Origin of the sequence: Arthrobacter sp. NPDC057259 (genome assembly GCF_042668995.1) — a bacterium.
Lineage (GTDB): Bacteria > Actinomycetota > Actinomycetes > Actinomycetales > Micrococcaceae > Arthrobacter.
The window spans coordinates 1-15667 of record NZ_JBHUYA010000007.1; the positions used below are offsets into that span (position 1 = coordinate 1).

Below are 15667 nucleotides of genomic sequence, written 5' to 3' on the forward strand. Positions count from 1 at the left end.
CCCCGCCGCTGGTTTCCAGCGGCGGGGCCCTCCTTTGGTGTCCGAAGAACTAGATCTTGTTGTTCTTCTTCTTCTTTTCCGGCCACGGGCCGAGCTTGTCCTTGGTGACGGTCGCATCGCCCTGGCTGCCGGCGTCGGCGAGGTCGCCCACGCGGTGCACCTTGAGCATGTTGGTCGAACCGGCCTTACCCGGAGGCGACCCGGCGGCGATGACCACCATGTCGCCGTCGTCGACGAGGTCCATCTCGAGGAGGTTGCGGTCCACCTGGGCCGTCATCTCATCCGTGTGGCCCACCATCGGGACCAGCACCGGCTGGATACCCCAGGTCAGCGCGAGCTGGTTCCACACGTGCTCCACAGGGGTGAAGGCGAACACCGGGCGGGTGGGGCGCAGGCGGGAGAGGCGGCGGGCGGAGTCACCGGACTGGGTGAAAGTACAGATGTACTTGGCCTCCAGCTGGTCGGCGATCTCGACGGCGGCACGGGTGATGGCGCCGCCGCGGGTCTTGGGCTTGGTGCCCAGCGGGGGGACGCGCTCCAGTCCGTGAACCTCGGTGGATTCGATGATCCGGGCCATGGTCTTGACGGTCTCGATCGGGAACTTGCCCACGCTGGTCTCACCGGAGAGCATGACCGCGTCGGCGCCATCGAGCACGGCGTTGGCGCAGTCGGAGGCCTCGGCGCGGGTCGGACGCGGGTTGTCGATCATGGATTCGAGCACCTGGGTGGCGACGATGACCGGCTTGGCCCAGCGGCGGGCCAGTTCGACGGCGCGCTTCTGCACGATCGGCACTTCCTCCAGCGGAAGCTCCACACCGAGGTCGCCACGGGCCACCATGATCGCGTCGAACGCATCGATGATCTCGGGCAGCTGCTCCACGGCCTGCGGCTTCTCGATCTTGGCGATCACCGGAACCCGGCGGCCCTCCTCGTCCATGATCTCGTGGACGCGGGTGATGTCGGACGCGTCGCGGACGAAGGACAGCGCCACCATGTCGACGCCGCGCTTCATGGCCCAGCGGAGGTCATCCTCGTCCTTTTCGCTCAGCGCGGGCACGTTGACGGCCACGCCGGGGAGGTTGATGCCCTTGTTGTTGGACACGAAGCCACCCACGACCACCTGGGCGACGACCTTGACGTCGTCGACCTCCAGGGCGCGCAGGGCCACCTTGCCGTCGTCGATCAGCAGGGCATCGCCCGGGTTGACGTCCTCGGTGAGGCTCTTCAGGGTGGTGGAGCAGATGTCCTTGGTACCGGGGACGTCCTCGGTGGTGATGGTGAAGATGTCACCGACGGCCAGCAGATGCGGCCCGTCGACGAAGCGGCCGAGGCGGATCTTGGGACCCTGCAGGTCGGCCATGATGGCGACGGCCTTGCCGAGCTGCTTGGCGGCCTTGCGCACGTTCTCGTACGTGTTGTCGTGCACGGAGTAGTCGCCGTGGCTCATGTTCATCCGGGCCACATCCACGCCGGCTTCCAGCACGGCGAGAGTGTTCTCGAAGCTGGCGATCGCCGGTCCAAAGGTGGCCACAATTTTAGCGCGTCTCATATACCTACCCTAGTAGTCTCTTGGTTGTTTAAGCTGACGGGGAGAAGAACGGCGGGCGTCCTTCACGGGCCGGCGAGGGATCGCCCCGCCGGCCCGGAGCCGGGTTAGAGGACCGAAATGGCACGGTCCGTCGGCGCGACTGGCGCGGGCAGCGTGGTGCTGCCCATCAGGAACTTGTCCACCGCGGCGGCGCAGGCCCGGCCCTCGGCGATCGCCCAGACGATCAGCGACTGGCCTCGGCCGGCGTCACCGGCAACGAACACGCCCTCGGTGTTGGTCATGTAGTAGCCGTCCCGGGCCACGTTGCCGCGGCCGTCGAAGTCGGCGCTGACCTGCTCGGTGATGCCGGCCGGTTCGGCGCCGGTGAAGCCAAGCGAGAGGAACACCAGGTCCGCCGGGATGATCCGCTCGGTCCCGGCCTTCGGCAGCCGCTTGCCGTCGACGAACTCGGTCTCGGCGACCTTGACGCCGGTGAGCTTGCCGTTCTCGCCGACGAACTCGACGGTGGAGGCCAGGTAGGTCCGCTCGCCGCCCTCCTCGTGGGCGCTGGCCACCTCGAACAGGGTCGGGAACGTCGGCCACGGCTGGTGCGGGGCGCGCTCGGCGGCCGGCTGCTTGCCGATCGCCAGGGTGGTCACGGAGGCGGCCTGGTGCCGGTGTGCGGTGCCGAGGCAGTCCGCGCCGGTGTCGCCGCCGCCGAGGATCACCACGTGCTTGCCGGCGGCGTTGATCTGGTTCTCCACGGTCTCCCCCGCCACCACGCGGTTCGCGGGCACCAGGTAATCCATGGCGAAGTGCACGCCCTCAAGCTCGCGGCCCGGGATCGGCAGGTCACGGGGCACGGTGGCGCCGGTGGCGATCACGACGGCGTCGTAGCGGCGGCGCAGCTGTTCCCAGGTCACGTCGGTGCCGACGGCGACGCCGGTGCGGAAGCGGGTGCCCTCGGCCTTCATCTGGTCCAGCCGGCGGTCGACGTGGTCCTTTTCCATCTTGAAGTCGGGGATGCCGTAGCGCAGCAGTCCGCCGATCTTGTCGTCGCGTTCGTAGACGGCGACCGTGTGGCCCACCCGGGTGAGCTGCTGGGCCACGGCCAGGCCGGCCGGGCCGGAGCCGACGACGGCGACCGTCTTGCCGGTGAGGCGCGCCGGCGGCAGCGGGGTGACCCAGCCGTTGTCGAACGCCTGGTCCACGATCGAGACCTCAACCTGCTTGATGGTTACGGCGGGCTGGTTGATGCCCAGCACGCAGGACGCCTCGCAGGGGGCAGGGCAGAGCCGGCCGGTGAACTCGGGGAAGTTGTTGGTGGCGTGCAGCCGCTCCATCGCCTCTTCGCCCTTGTCCCGCCAGACCAGGTCGTTCCATTCCGGGATCAGGTTTCCCAACGGGCAGCCCTGGTGGCAGAACGGCACGCCGCAGTCCATGCAGCGGCCGGCCTGGGCCTTGAGGACACCCTTCTCCTGCGCCTCGTAGACCTCTTTCCAGTCCATGATGCGGACCGGGACGGGACGGCGCGGCTGGGTCTCACGCTGGCGTACTTTCAAAAATCCGCGTGGATCAGCCACCGGTAACCTCCAGGATTCGAGACCAAACTTCTTCGCCGTCGGGGTCCAGGCCCTCTTCGATGGCGTCGAGACGGGTTTGCAGGACCGCCGCGTAGTCGCGCGGCAGGACCTTGGTGATGCGGGCGGCGGTGTCGTCGAAGTCCTCGAGCAGCCGGGCGGCGTGCTGGGACTCGGTTTCCTCCACGTGCCGGGTCAGCAGCGCGTGGACGATCTCGCGGTCCTCGGCGTCCAGCTCGCGCAGCAGCAGTTCGCCGGCGTCGAGGGCCTGCTTGTTCACCCGTTCGGGCTGCAGGTCCAGGACGTAGGCGGTGCCGCCGGACATGCCCGCGCCGAAGTTCCGGCCGGTCCGTCCGATGATGAGCGCCTGGCCGCCGGTCATGTACTCGCAGCCGTGGTCGCCGATGCCCTCGACGACTGCGGTGGCGCCGGAGTTGCGGACCATGAACCGCTCCCCCACCTGGCCGCGCAGGAACAGCTCGCCGCTGGTGGCGCCGTAGCCGATCACGTTGCCGGCGATGACGTTGCGCTCGGCCGGGAAGACGTTGGTGCGGTCCGGGCGGACGATGACGCGGCCGCCGGAGAGGCCCTTGCCGACGTAGTCGTTGGAGTCACCGAACATCCGGAGCGTGATGCCCGCGGGCAGGAACGCGCCGAGCGACTGTCCGGCGGTGCCGGTCAGGGTGATGTCGATGGTGTCCGGGGCGAGCACGTCGGTGCCGAAGGTCTTGGTGACCTCGTGGCCCAGCATCGTGCCCACGGAGCGGTCCGTGTTGATCACGTCGACGGAGATCTTCACCGGCGTCCGGTCGCTGAGGGCCTCGGCGGCCATCCCTATCAGGCGCTGGTCGAAGTGCTTGTCAAGTTCGTGGTTCTGGCCGGTGAGGTTGCGCAGCGGCGCGTCGTCGTCGAACTCCAACCCGTGCAGGATGGGGTCCAGGTCCAGGCCCTCGGCCTTCCAGTGGCTGATCGCCTCGCGGGTGTCCAGCATCTCGGCGTGGCCGATCGCCTCCTCCAGGCTGCGGAAGCCCAGTTCGGCGAGGATTTCGCGGACTTCCTCGGCCAGGAATTCGAAGAAGTTGACCACGAACTCGGGCTTGCCGTTGAATCGGGACCGGAGTTCCGGGTTCTGCGTCGCGACGCCCACCGGGCAGGTGTCGAGGTGGCAGACGCGCATCATGATGCAGCCGGAGACCACCAGCGGCGCGGTGGCGAAGCCGTATTCCTCGCCGCCGAGCAGCGCGGCGATGACCACGTCGCGGCCGGTCTTGAGCTGGCCGTCGACCTGCACCACCACGCGGTCGCGCAGGCCGTTGAGCATCAGGGTCTGCTGGGTCTCGGCGAGGCCGAGTTCCCACGGCACACCGGCGTGCTTGAGCGAGTTCAGCGGCGAGGCGCCGGTGCCGCCGTCGTGGCCGGAGACCAGCACGACGTCGGCCTTGGCCTTTGTCACGCCGGCGGCCACGGTGCCGATGCCCACCTCGGAGACGAGCTTGACGTGCACCCGGGCCGAGGGGTTGGCGCGCTTGGCGTCGTAGATCAGCTGCGCGAGGTCCTCGATCGAGTAAATGTCGTGGTGCGGCGGCGGGGAGATGAGTCCGACGCCGGGCGTGGAGTGCCGGGTCCGGGCCACCCAGGGGTAGACCTTCTGGGCCATCAGCTGGCCGCCCTCGCCGGGCTTGGCGCCCTGGGCCATCTTGATCTGGATGTCGTCGGCGTTGGTCAGGTAGAGGCTGGTGACGCCGAACCGGCCGGACGCGATCTGCTTGACCGCAGAGCGGCGGATGGGGTCCAGCAGCCGCTCGACGTCCTCGCCTCCTTCGCCGGTGTTGGACTTGCCGCCGAGACGGTTCATCGCGATGGCCAGGGTTTCGTGCGCCTCCTGGGAGATGGAGCCGTAGCTCATCGCGCCGGTGGAGAAGCGCTTGACGATGCTGGAGACCGGTTCCACTTCCTCAAGCGGCACGGCCGGGCGCAGTCCGTCCTTGAACTTCAGCAGCCCGCGGAGGGTCATCAGGTTGGTGGACTGGTCGTCCACGCCGCGGGTGTAGGCCTTGAAGATGTCGTAGCGGCGTTCCCGGGTGGCGTGCTGCAGCCGGAAGACCGTCTCCGGGTTGAACAGGTGCGGTTCGCCGTCGCGGCGCCACTGGTACTCGCCGCCGCCCAGCAGCGGCTGGTGCGGCTGCTCGATCCCGTTCTCCGGGTAGGCCATGCGGTGCCGGGCGGCCACCTCGGCCGCGATCACGTCGAGGCCGACGCCGCCGAGCTGGGAGTGGGTGCCGGCGAAGTATTCATCCACCAGTTCCTGGCCGAGGCCGAGCGCCTCGAAGGTCTGGGCGCCGGTGTAGGAGGCCACCGTGGAGATGCCCATCTTGGACATGATCTTCAGGACGCCCTTGCCCAGGCCCTTGATCAGGTTGTAGACGCCGTCCTGCGGGGTGACGCCGGTGACGTCGCCGCAGGCGATGAGCTGTTCCACGGATTCCATCGCCAGGTACGGGTTGACCGCGGACGCGCCGTAGCCGATCAGCACGGCCACGTGGTGGGTCTCGCGGACGTCTCCGGCCTCGACCACCAGCGCGGTCTTGGTGCGGTTGGCGCTGCGCAGCAGGTGGTGGTGCACGGCGCTGACCAGCAGCAGGGACGGGATGGGGGCCCACTGGGCGTTCGAGTCACGGTCCGAGAGCACGATGTACTGCACGCCGCGGTTGATCGCGCCGGAGACCTGCTCGCAAATCTCGGTCAGCCGGGCCCGGAGCGCGTTCTCGCCGCCCTCGGGCCGGTACAGGCCGCGGACCTTCATGGCTACGCGGTCGCCGTCGGCGTTCTCGATGTTCGCGATCTTGGCCAGCTGGTCGTTGTTGATCACGGGGAACGGCAGCGAGACCTGCGGCTGGCGGACCCGCTTGGTGTCCAGCAGATTGCCGTTGGGTCCGATCGCGCAGGTCAGCGACGTGACCAGTTCCTCGCGGATGGCGTCCAGCGGCGGGTTGGTGACCTGGGCGAAGGACTGCACGAAGTAGTCGAACAAGAGCCGGGGCCGCTTGGAGAGGACGGCCACCGGGGTGTCCGAACCCATGGCGCCGAGGGGTTCGGCACCGGTCCGGGCCATCGGGCCGAGCAGGATCTTCAGTTCCTCGGTGGTGTAGCCGAAGGTGCGTTGGCGGATGTTCACCGACGCGGCGGTATGCACCACGTGCTCGCGTTCGGGAAGGTCCTTGAGGTCGATCAGGTTGTCCTTGAGCCATTCGGCCCACGGGTTCGCCGCGGCCACCTCGGCCTTGACCTCGGAGTCGTCGATGATCCGGCCGGCCTCGGTGTCCACCAGGAACATCTTGCCGGGCGAGACGCGGCCCTTCTTGACCACCTTGGCCGGTTCGACGTCGATCACGCCGACCTCAGAGGCGAAGACCACCAGGCCGTCCTCGGTGATCCAGTAACGGCCCGGACGCAGGCCGTTGCGGTCCAGGGTGGCGCCCACCAGCGCGCCGTCGGTGAAGGACACCGCGGCGGGGCCGTCCCAAGGCTCCATCAGCAGGGAGTGGTACTCGTAGAACGCCCGGCGGGCGGGGTCCATGGTGGCATGGTTTTCCCAGGCCTCGGGGATCATCATCATGATCGAGTGCGTGATGGGCCGGCCGGAGAGCCAGAGCAGCTCGGCGACCTCATCGAACGACGCCGAGTCCGAGGCGCCGGGGGTGCAGATCGGGTACAGCTCCTCGGGGCTGTCGCCCAGCAGCGGGTTGGCCAGCTGCGACTGGCGGGCCCGCATCCAGTTCCGGTTGCCCTTGACGGTGTTGATCTCGCCGTTGTGCGCGATGGTGCGGAACGGCTGGGCAAGGGGCCAGGACGGGAAGGTGTTGGTGGAGAAGCGCGAGTGCACGATCGCGAGCTTGGTCTTGAAGCGCTTGTCCGAGAGGTCCGGGTAGAACGGCTCCAGCTGCGCGGTGGTGAGCATGCCCTTGTAGACGATCGTCCGGGACGAGAGCGACGGGAAGTAGACGCCGAACTTGTTCTGCGCGCGCTTGCGGATCCGCCAGGCCCGGGAGTCCAGGTCATTGTGGGAGAGCACCTCACCGGTGCTGGAGGCCAGGAACGGCTGGGAGAAGTAGGGCATGCAGGCCCGGGCCATGGCGCCGACCAGGTCGGCGACGACTGGCACCTCACGCCAGCCGAGGACGGTGAGGCCCTCATCGGCGGCGAGGGCTTCGATGCCTGCCTTCGCGGCGTCGGCTTCGCGCTGTTCGGCGGGGAGGAAGGCGGTGCCCACCACGTACTGGCCGGCGGCGGGCAGCTCGAAGCTGGTCACGGCACGGAAGAACTCGTCCGGGATCTGCATGAGGAGGCCGGCACCGTCGCCGGTTCCCTCATCGGCTCCGACGGCGCCGCGGTGTTCGAGGTTGCGCAGGGCGGTGAGAGCGGCATCGACGATGTCGTAGCCGGGTTCGCCGCGGAGGGTGGCAATGATGGCCAGGCCGCAGGCGTCCTTCTCCTGCTCCGGGTTGTAGAGGCCTGCGGCGTCGGGCAGTGCCGCGAAGCGCCGGAAAGGCGAGAGTGCCGTCGCGGGCTGGTCCGGTTCGGACCAGCTGGGGCTGTGCAGAGTTTGGGTCATGGGAGACGTCCTTCCTCCTGATCGAGCGTATGGGAGGGACAACATTGGCCCGTGACGCTGCGCCGGTGTGACGGGCACAACAGTGTGATTTTCCTACTGGAATTGTAGGCCAGGGCCGCATACTGCACGAACAGTTACGCGGGCCGCCGGCCGGACTTGCGCGCGGCTGTTATGTGCCGGACGCGCTGTCCTATGAGACCACGACGCTGTGGGTAACGGGCCCGGCCGGGGGTTTCCCTGCAGCCCGAATGCCGGTCCTGAACTATGGGGTGGCGTCAGTCTCCGGCGCGGTTCCGGCGGCGCGGCGGCCGGTTTTCCCGGTTGCCGGCTTCGCGGCGGCGGCATCGTGGCCGCCGTTGGGTTCGCCCGCGGCTACGGCCTGGGCCGAAGCCCGGTCCGGACCGCTGGTATTCACCGGGAGATTATCACGGGATTCATTATCTGAGACAGCCGAGTCCGAATGGCGGACGGCCGGGACGGTGGCCTTCTCGGCGTCGCGGCCGCCCTCGACGGCGTCGCCGTCGCGGTCCTCCGCGTCCCGTTCGCCGTCGCGCTCTTCCGCACTGCCTTCGGCGGCATCGCGCTCCTCCGCGCTGCCTTCGGTGACGTGGTCGTCGTCGGCATCCTCAGCGTCACCCTCGACGGCGGCGGGTTCGCGGCCGGGCAGGTACACGGTGTCCTCGCCGGTCCTCTTGCGCAGGCCCAGGAGGACGAAGGCCAGCAGTGAGGCGGCCAGGACCAGGAGGCTGGTCCAGACGTTGAGGCGGGTGGTGATGCCGAACAGGTTGATCTGCTCGGCATCGTCGATGCGCATGGCCTCGATCCAGACCCGGCCCAGCGTGTAGTACATGGCGTAGAGCCAGAAGAGCCGGCTGCGGCGGAAGGAGAACTTCCGGTCCAGGGCCAGCAGGATCACCACGCCGACGAGGTTCCACAGGGACTCGTAGAGGAACGTGGGGTGGAAGAGCGTGTCCGCCGGCATTCCTGCCGGGAAATTCGGGTTGGTGGGGTCCACCTGGAGGCCCCACGGCAGGGTGGTGGGCCCGCCGAAGAGTTCCTGGTTGAAGTAGTTGCCCCAGCGGCCGATGGCCTGGGCCAGCAGCAGGCCGGGCGCGGCGGCGTCGACAAAGGCGCTGAGCTTGACGCCGGCGCGGCGGCAGCCGATCCAGGCGCCCACCGCGCCGAGCAGCACGGCGCCCCAGATGCCGAGGCCGCCGCGCTGGATCTGCGGGATGAGCGAGAGGTCGCCGGTGCCGTCGAATCCGGGGCCGAAGTAGGCGTCCGGGGAGGAGACCACGTGGTAGAGCCGGCCGCCGATGATGCCGAACGGGATGGCCCAGATGGCGATGTCCCAGACGCTGCCCTCAGGGGCACCGCGCTTGGCCCAGCGCACGGAGGTGAGCCAGAGGCCGGCGATGATGCCGGCCAGGATGCACAGCGCGTAGGCGTGGATCCGCAGGGAGCCCCAGGGCAGCGGGATGTCGAACCCGGACCAGACCGGGCTCGGTATGCTCGCGGGAACCAGCGCTGCCGCGTGGAGGACTGCCTGCATTGACTACGCTTCTTCCTTGATGAGGCCGGTGCTGAGCTCTTTCGTCAGGGACGCTACCGCATCGACGCCGCCCTCACCGATCGCCGCGACCAGCGCGGTGCCGACGATCACGCCGTCCGCGTAGGCGGCGATCTCGCGGACGTGGCCGGCGTTGGAGACGCCCAGGCCCACACAGACCCGCTCGGCGCCGGCGGCACGGGCCGCGGACACCACGTTCTTCGCGGCGGAGCTCACCGAGGTGCGGGCACCGGTGACGCCCATGATGGAGACGGCATAGACGAAGCCGCGGCTGGCGTCCACGGTCCGCTTCATGCGCTCCGGAGTCGACGACGGCGCCACCAGGAACACACGGTCCAGGCCGTATTTATCCGAGGCGGCCATCCATTCGGCGGCCTCGTCCGGGATCAGGTCGGGCGTGATGAGCCCGGCTCCCCCGGCCTCGGCCAGGCGGCGGGAGAATTCGTCCACGCCCATCCGGACCACGGGGTTCCAATAGGTCATGACCAGGACGGCGGCGTCGGTCTTGCTGGTGATGCCGCGGACGACGTCGAAGACCTGGCTGACCTGGAACCCCTTGGCGAGGGCCTCGGTGGTGGCGGCCTGGATGACCTGGCCGTCCATGACCGGGTCCGAGTAGGGGATCCCGATTTCGATCAGGTCGGCGCCGTTTTCGGCCAGCGCGATGCCGGCGGCGATGGTGTCCTCGACGGTGGGGTACCCGGCGGGGAGGTAGCCGATCAGCGCGGCACGGCCCTGGGACCGGGCGCGGTCGATGGCGGCGGCGGACTTGCTGGCCGTTGCGGCGTTTGCGGCGGCAGGCGTCCCGGCGGCAGGCGTCTCGGAGCTCACAGCTGCTCCCCTTCCTTGGCGATCTCCGCTTCCGGAGAGTTCTTGTCCAGCAGGTCGAACCATTCCGCGGCGGTGGCCACGTCCTTGTCGCCCCGGCCGGAGAGGTTTACCAGCACGATCTTCTCGTGCGCGCTCTCCGGGTTGCCGGACTCGGCAGCTTCAGCGGCGAGGCGCTGGCCGATCTTGATCGCACCGGCGAGGGCGTGGGCGGATTCGATGGCGGGGATGATGCCCTCAGTGCGGCACAGCAGCCGGAATGCGTCCATGGCTTCGCTGTCCGTGATGGGCTCGTAGCTGACGCGGCCGATGTCCGAGAGGTAGGAGTGCTCCGGGCCGACGCCCGGGTAGTCCAGGCCGGCGGAGATGGAGTGCGATTCGACCGTCTGGCCGTCCTCGTCCTGCATCAGGTAGGAGCGGGCGCCGTGCAGCACGCCCGGGCGGCCGAGCGTGATGGTGGCGGCGTGGCGGCCGGTCTCGACGCCGTCGCCGCCGGCCTCGAAACCGTAGATCTTCACGGAGGGATCGTCCAGGAAGCCGTGGAAGATGCCGATGGCGTTGGAACCGCCGCCGATGCAGGCGCAGACCGCGTCCGGCAGCCGGCCGGTCTGTTCCAGCATCTGGGCGCGGGCTTCCTCGCCGATGACCTCGTGGAAGTAGCGCACCATGGCCGGGAACGGGTGGGCGCCGGCCGCGGTGCCCAGCAGGTAATGGGTGCTGTCCACGTTGGCCACCCAGTCGCGCAGGGCCTCGTTGATGGCGTCCTTGAGCGTCTGGGAGCCGTTCGTCACGGGCACCACGGTGGCGCCGAGCAGTTCCATCCGGGCGACGTTGAGGGCCTGCCGGCGGCAGTCCTCGGCGCCCATGTAGACGACGCACTCGAGACCCAGCAGGGCCGCGGCGGTGGCGCTGGCCACGCCGTGCTGGCCGGCGCCGGTCTCCGCGATGACGCGGGTCTTGCCCATCCGCTTGGCCAGCAGGGCCTGGCCGAGGACGTTGTTGATCTTGTGCGAGCCGGTGTGGTTGAGGTCCTCGCGCTTGAGGAAGATCCGCACTCCCCCGGCGTGCTCGGCAAACCGCTTGGCCTCGGTCAGCAGAGAGGGCCGGCCGGAGTAGTTCTTGTTCAGCTCGGCGATCTGGGCGGTGAACTCGGGATCGGCCTTGGCCTTCTCGAAGGTGTCCTCGAGTTCATCCAGGGCGGCGATCAGGGATTCGGGCATCCAGCGGCCGCCGTAGGAACCGAAGTACGGTCCCGGGGCGTGCCGCAGCGAGGGCGTGCCCTGCGCTGCTTCGTCGGGCCGGTTGCCCTGCAGGAACGCGTCCGCGGGGCTTTCCTCTGAGCCGGTCATGGGTGCATCGACCATCAGTCTCACCATCCTGTTCCACTGCTAACTAGATCTTGGGGGCCGCACGGAGGCGCCGGAGGGCCGGACCTCAGAGGTCCGGCCCTCCCGGCGTCAGGCCCGTGCTGCGATTTCCTCGGCGCCCGCGGCCATGAATTCGGCGATCCGCTTCTGCGGGGTCGCGTTCTTGACCAGGGCTTCGCCGACGAGGACGGCGTTGGCGCCGTGCGCCGCGTAGTGCCGGACGTCGTCGACGTCGCGCACACCGGACTCGCCGACGACGAGCGCGCCGGCGGGGATGGCGGCGACGAGGTCGGCGAAGACGGAGCGGTCGACGTCGAGCGTCTTGAGGTTGCGGACGTTGACGCCGATGATCCTGGCGCCGGCCGCCGCGGCCCGCTCGACTTCCTCCGGGGTGTGGGTCTCGACCAGGACGTTCATCCCCAGCTCGTGGCTCAGCGCCGCATAATCGCGGAGCTGGGCGTCGGAGAGGGAGGCGACGATCAACAGGACCAGGTCCGCGCCGTGGGCGCGGGCTTCCCAGAACTGGTACTCATCGATCATGAAGTCCTTGCGCAACAGCGGCACGTCCACCGCGGCGCGGACCGTGTCCAGGTCCACAAGGGAACCGTGGAAGCGGCGCTGCTCGGTCAGGACGCTGATCACGGCCGCGCCGCCGTCGGCGTACTGCCGGGCCAGCGAGGCCGGATCGCCGATGGTGGCCAGCGCACCCTTGGAGGGGCTGCTGCGCTTGATCTCGGCGATCACCTTCAGCTGGTCCCTGGCGGAGTCCCCGCCCAGGGCGGCCCAGGCGTCCTTGGCCGGAGCGACGGCCGCCACGCGGTCCTTCAGCTCGGCGAGCGAAACCAGCCGCTGGCGGGCCTCCATATCCTCCCGGACACCGGCATTGATGTCGTCGAGAACACTCACTCCTAGTGGCCGGAGTTCTTCAGCTTGCTGCCGCCCACGCCGTAGCCGGCCTTGCGCATGGCGAAGCCAACCACCAGGCCGACCAGCATGATGACCGCGCCGGCGACGAAGATCGGGGTGTTGGCGATCACGAAGGCGATCGATGCGATGAGTGCGCCCACCAGCATGATGATCACGGTGGTCCAGGCGGCGGGGCTGTTGCCGTGGCCGGTCGGCTCGCTGTGGTCGACGTCGTCGTAGATGCCGGTGCCGGCGGCGGGCTTCGGTGCAGACATGGGGGCTTTGCTCATGGAAATCTCCTCAGGATCAATACTGCTTACATTCTGCCATTTTTTGGCCGTGACAATGGCCGGGGGCGCGGGCGGGCCGGTCGGCACGTGAGCCGGGCCGCGCGGGGCGCTGCCTACGTCGGGTCGTCGCCGCGGGTGAGCCGGTCCCAGCTGTCGATTTCGTCGGCGGGACCCCCGGTGCCGGCCTTGACGGCGGCGGCGTCATATTTCGTCCGGCTCTTCCAGTGCCGGCTGGCCGGGACGACCAGCAGCGCGGAGAGGCCCAGCAGCGCCCCGGCGATGACGGCCAGGAGGGGGAAGACGGTGGTGGCCACCGAGACGTTGCTGCCGCTGATGCCGGTGGCGGCGGCGATGGATCCCTGCGCGGCGGCCAGCGGGTCCGCCAGCACGGTGCCGGCGGCGGTGACGATTCCGACGGCGGCGAGCAGGATGATGACCGTGATGACCCAGCGGGCCACCTTGCCGGCGATGGCGGCGGCGAGTCCGCCGGCGAGAGCCACGAGGGCCAGCGCCGTGACCGCCGTCGCGGCCTTGCTCCCCTGCACCTGGAGGCCGTCACGGTTGGCGACCGCCTGGCCCAGCTGCCCGGCGTCCAGCCGGACGGTGAGCCAGGTCTGGGTCGTGGCGCCGAAGACCGCCAGGGCCAGCACCACGATCAGCAGGACCAGGCTGGACTTGCGGGCCCAGCGGGGAACCACCGGACTGGTGCTCTTGACCGTGCCGCTCATGACCGGCTCCCCTCGGCGCCCGGCAACGAGTCCGGGGTGATGGTGTGCAGCGACTGGGCCGTGTGGACCGCGCGCATGGGGGCCGCGGCCTTGTTGATGGTTTCCTGGGCCTCCGCGGCGTTGACCGAGTCCGCGACGATGCCGCCGCCGGCCTGGACGTAGGCGCGCCCGTCGCGCAACAGGGCGGAGCGGATTGCGATGGCCATGTCCATGTCGCCGGCGAAGTCGAGGTAGCCCACCACGCCGCCGTAGATGCCGCGGCGGTGGGGTTCCAGCTCGTCGAGGAGACGAAGGGCGCGCGGCTTGGGGGCGCCGGAGAGCGTACCGGCCGGGAAGGTGGCCTTCAGGACGTCATAGGCGGTGGCGTCGGGGGCGAGGCGGCCGACGACGGTGGAGACCAGGTGCATGATGTGGCTGAACCGCTCCACCTCCATGAACTGGGTGACGTCCACGGTGCCGGCGACGCAGACCTTGGAGAGGTCGTTGCGGGAGAGATCCACCAGCATCAGGTGCTCGGCGCGTTCCTTCTCGTCGGCGAGCAGTTCCTCGGCCAGGGCCTTGTCCGCTTCCACGGTCTTGCCGCGCGGGCGGGATCCGGCGATCGGGTGGGTGATGACCTCGTCGCCGGTCACCGTCACGAGCGCCTCGGGCGAGGAGCCGACGATCGAGTATTCGCGGCCGTCGGCGTCGGCCAGGCTGAAGAGGTACATGTAGGGGCTGGGGTTGGTGTTGCGCAGCACGCGGTAGACGTCCAGCGGGTCCGCGCCGCACTCCATCTCGAAGCGGCGGGAGATGACCACCTGGAAGACCTCGCCGTCAACGATCGCCTCCTTGCCGCGGTCCAGGGCGGCGAGGTACTGGTTCTCGTCCCAGCGCTCCTGGACGCTGGAGGCGAAGTCCAGGGCGGCGGATTCCAGCACGGAGACCGGCTGTGCTGTGGGGGTGCTGACCTTGGCGAGCAGTTCCTTGACCCGGGCGACGGCGTCGTGCCAGGCCTCGTCCACGCGCTCGGAGCTGTTGTCGAAGTTGATCGCGTTGGCGATCAGGAGGACGGTGCCGTCCATGTTGTCGTGCACGGCCATGTCGGTGACCAGGTTCAGCGCCATCTCGGGCAGCTGCAGGTCATCCTCGGGCGGGCTGGTGAGCTTTTCCCAGTGGCGGACGGATTCCCAGCCGAGGAAGCCGACGAGGCCCGAGGTGAAGGGCGGCAGGCCCTCGAAGCGCTCGGTGTGCAGGGCGCGGACGGTGTCCCGGACGGCGTCCACGGGGCTGCCGGACAGGGGGACGCCCACGGGCGGTTCGCCGAGCCAGTGCGCCTGGCCGTCCTTGGTGGTCAGCGTGGCGCGCGACCGGGCACCGATGAAGGAGTACCGGGACCAGGATCCGCCCACGGCGGCGGATTCGAGCAGGAATGTTCCCGGCTGGCCCTGGGCGAGCTTGCGGTAGAGGCCGATAGGCGTTTCGGCGTCGGCCAGCACCTTGAGCCGGACCGGGATGACGCGGTTGCCGGCCGCGAGCTCGCGGAACTCCTCCAGGCTGGGGCTGATGATTCCGAGGTCCTGCATGGCTGCGTACTTCCACCTGTTCTGTAGGTCTTAGGTGTGCGGGTTGGTTCGGCTGCGGTAGTTTCCGGCTGCGGCGGCGCCGGCTGCGCGGGATGGTGCCGGACGGGTCAGCCGGCGTGGCCGACGACGGCGTCGAGGTCGCGTCCGTCGAAGCAGGTGCGGGTGCCGGTGTGGCAGGCCGCGCCCACCTGGTCGACGCGGACCAGCAGGGCGTCGCCGTCGCAGTCCAGCGCGAGCGACTTGACCCACTGGACGTGGCCGGAGGTATCGCCCTTGCGCCAGTATTCCTGGCGGGACCGGGAGTAAAAGGTCACCCGGCCGGTGGTCATGGTCCGATGCAGCGCCTCGTCATCCATCCAGCCGAGCATTAACACCTCGCCGGTATCGAACTGCTGGATGATCGCGGCGACCAGTCCGGCGGCGTCCCGCTTCAGGGATCGTGCGAGGTCCTCGGGGAGGGGGCCGGAAGGCGCGGCGGGGGCGGGGGCGGGCTGCTCAGACATCACCCCCAAGTCTAGTGCCTGCGCGGGACACGCCGCCCGCCGGGTCCCAGTGCGAAGCCCCCGGCGCTACCGAACGACCTCCGGGCGACCTCGACGCCGTGCACCGGGGCACCCGCCGGGGCCTGGCCCGCCGTCGTCGCCCTATCTCCTTCATCACCCGCACCACGGGTTACGGCCACGGGTTGCGAAA

General features: G+C 69.3%; 11 protein-coding genes. All 11 read right to left on the reverse strand.

Features of this window, described 5'->3' with window-relative positions; translation table 11 throughout:
• Positions 1 to 49 precede the first annotated feature (49 nt).
• Complete coding sequence (gene pyk / locus ACFUCU_RS12240) at positions 50 to 1549, reverse strand: pyruvate kinase (protein WP_377972891.1); 1500 nt, start codon at positions 1547 to 1549, stop codon at positions 50 to 52.
• Positions 1550 to 1653: 104 nt separating this feature from the next.
• Positions 1654 to 3111 carry a glutamate synthase subunit beta gene (locus ACFUCU_RS12245; protein ID WP_377972893.1) on the reverse strand — a complete coding sequence of 486 codons (1458 nt, stop codon included), beginning with the start codon at positions 3109 to 3111 and terminating at the stop codon, positions 1654 to 1656.
• Positions 3104 to 7720: a glutamate synthase large subunit gene (gene gltB / locus ACFUCU_RS12250; protein WP_377972894.1), complete on the reverse strand. Its 4617-nt coding sequence runs from the start codon at positions 7718 to 7720 to the stop codon at positions 3104 to 3106. The genes ACFUCU_RS12245 and gltB overlap by 8 nt, the downstream gene beginning before the upstream one ends.
• A 262-nt stretch (positions 7721 to 7982) precedes the next feature.
• Positions 7983 to 9272, reverse strand: a complete 1290-nt coding sequence (lgt, locus tag ACFUCU_RS12255) for a prolipoprotein diacylglyceryl transferase (protein WP_377972896.1) — start codon at positions 9270 to 9272, stop codon at positions 7983 to 7985.
• A 3-nt stretch (positions 9273 to 9275) separates the two neighbouring features.
• On the reverse strand, positions 9276 to 10121 hold the full coding sequence (trpA, locus tag ACFUCU_RS12260; RefSeq protein WP_377972897.1) for a tryptophan synthase subunit alpha: 846 nt from the start codon (positions 10119 to 10121) through the stop codon (positions 9276 to 9278).
• Positions 10118 to 11482, reverse strand: a complete 1365-nt coding sequence (trpB, locus tag ACFUCU_RS12265; protein WP_377972899.1) for a tryptophan synthase subunit beta — start codon at positions 11480 to 11482, stop codon at positions 10118 to 10120. The genes trpA and trpB overlap by 4 nt, the downstream gene beginning before the upstream one ends.
• A 93-nt stretch (positions 11483 to 11575) precedes the next feature.
• A complete protein-coding gene (gene trpC, locus ACFUCU_RS12270; RefSeq protein ID WP_377972900.1) occupies positions 11576 to 12391 on the reverse strand; it encodes an indole-3-glycerol phosphate synthase TrpC in 816 nt (271 codons plus the stop codon).
• 2 nt (positions 12392 to 12393) lie between these two features.
• Positions 12394 to 12681 carry an HGxxPAAW family protein gene (locus ACFUCU_RS12275; RefSeq protein WP_290258043.1) on the reverse strand — a complete coding sequence of 96 codons (288 nt, stop codon included), beginning with the start codon at positions 12679 to 12681 and terminating at the stop codon, positions 12394 to 12396.
• Positions 12682 to 12794: 113 nt separating this feature from the next.
• Positions 12795 to 13409, reverse strand: coding sequence for a Trp biosynthesis-associated membrane protein (locus ACFUCU_RS12280; protein ID WP_377972902.1), 615 nt, complete (start codon positions 13407 to 13409; stop codon positions 12795 to 12797).
• Positions 13406 to 14974 carry an anthranilate synthase component I gene (locus ACFUCU_RS12285; protein ID WP_377972904.1) on the reverse strand — a complete coding sequence of 523 codons (1569 nt, stop codon included), beginning with the start codon at positions 14972 to 14974 and terminating at the stop codon, positions 13406 to 13408. Before ACFUCU_RS12285 ends, ACFUCU_RS12280 begins: the two co-directional genes overlap by 4 nt.
• Before the next feature lie 107 nt (positions 14975 to 15081).
• Complete coding sequence (hisI, locus tag ACFUCU_RS12290) at positions 15082 to 15477, reverse strand: phosphoribosyl-AMP cyclohydrolase (RefSeq protein ID WP_364137633.1); 396 nt, start codon at positions 15475 to 15477, stop codon at positions 15082 to 15084.
• Positions 15478 to 15667 lie beyond the last annotated feature (190 nt).